The sequence below is a fragment of the Corallococcus llansteffanensis genome (assembly GCF_003612055.1).
In the GTDB taxonomy this organism is placed as follows: domain Bacteria; phylum Myxococcota; class Myxococcia; order Myxococcales; family Myxococcaceae; genus Corallococcus; species Corallococcus llansteffanensis.
In genome coordinates this window covers 1-1,240 of the sequence record NZ_RAWB01001039.1, presented here as the reverse complement: position 1 = coordinate 1,240, position 1,240 = coordinate 1, and the positions used below count along the sequence as shown (strand labels likewise).

Genomic DNA, 1,240 nt, shown 5'->3' with positions numbered 1-1,240 from the left:
TGGCCCGACAGCTTCCACCCGGCTTCGAGGGCTCGTCCGTGGGGGCGGCGCAGGCGCTGGCGTTGTCGACGGCGTTGATGCTCGGGTGGCCGGTGGCGGAGAGCGCGCCGGTGACGAGCCCCTTCGGCTACCGCACGCACCCGACGCTGCGCACGCGCCGGATGCACACGGGCGTGGACCTGTCGGTGCGCACGGGCACGCAGGTGTCCGCGGTGGCGGCGGGCGTGGTGCGCCGCGCGAGCGAGGACTCCGTGAACGGCCGCGTGCTGGTGCTGGACCACGGGCGGGGCGTGACGACGGCGTACTGCCACAACTCGGAGCTGCTGGTGAAGGCGGGCGCGCGCGTGGAGAAGGGGCAGGCCATCGCGCTGTCGGGGAGCACCGGCCGCTCCACCGGGCCGCACCTGCACTACCAGTTGGAGCTGGCCGCGCGGCCCGTGGACCCGTTCGGGTTCCGCACCGCCCTGCGCGTGGCGGACGGCGCGACGGAGCTGTGAGGGGCTGCTGGAGGAGACCCGTGGCGTCGGGTCAAGAAGTCGAGGGGGGCCGGGACGCGTGTTACAGCCGGGGGCATGGACCCCTCGCTGACCGTTCCCGTCCGCCGGGTGCGCGCTCATCCGGACCCGCTGCCGCTGCCCCGCTACGAGACGGCGCATGCCGCCGGATTGGATTTGCGGGCCGACATCGACGGGGAGCGGGTGCTCCAGCCCCTGGAGCGGATGGCGGTGCCCACGGGGCTGGCGTTCGCGCTCCCCCCGGGCTTCGAGGGCCAGGTGCGGCCCCGCTCGGGGCTGGCGCTGCGCCACGGGGTGACATGCCTGAACTCCCCCGGGACGGTGGACGCGGACTACCGGGGCGAGGTGCAGGTGCTGCTCGTGAACCTGTCGAACACCCCCTTCACGCTGCGGCGGGGGGACCGGGTGGCCCAGCTGGTGGTGGCCCCGGTGACCTCCACGGCCCTCCGGGAGGTGGAGGTGCTGGACGTGACTTCCCGGGGTGACGGAGGGTTCGGGTCCACGGGCCGCTGACGCCCGGCGCGCAACGTCGTTCCTCAATGGCGCCAGAGAAGGCAGAATAGGGGCCCCGGCCGTCCGCCGGGAGGCCGCCCCCCCGCGACCTTGTTCCGGAGTTTCACTGCTTTGCTCTGCTATCGCTGCGGCAGCCATGTCCCCGACACGAGTGAAACCTGCGCCACGTGTGGCCAGAAGTTCGATGCGGCCGCACGTCTGGCGGCGGGGGC

General features: G+C 73.7%; 2 protein-coding genes. Both read left to right on the top strand.

The genetic code is table 11. The features are described 5' to 3' along the window. Positions 1-497, top strand: a 497-nt coding sequence (locus D7V93_RS43150; RefSeq protein ID WP_147451689.1) for a M23 family metallopeptidase, incomplete at its 5' end; no start/stop codon positions are given. Positions 498-572: 75 nt separating this feature from the next. Further along, positions 573-1,028, top strand: a complete 456-nt coding sequence (dut, locus tag D7V93_RS43145; protein WP_120648686.1) for a dUTP diphosphatase — start codon at positions 573-575, stop codon at positions 1,026-1,028. Positions 1,029-1,240 lie beyond the last annotated feature (212 nt).

Excerpts from the sequence above, each read along its gene's own strand:
- dut (WP_120648686.1), top strand. The coding sequence starts at position 573 with ATGGACCCCTCGCTGACCGTTCCCGTCCGCCGGGTGCGCGCTCATCCG.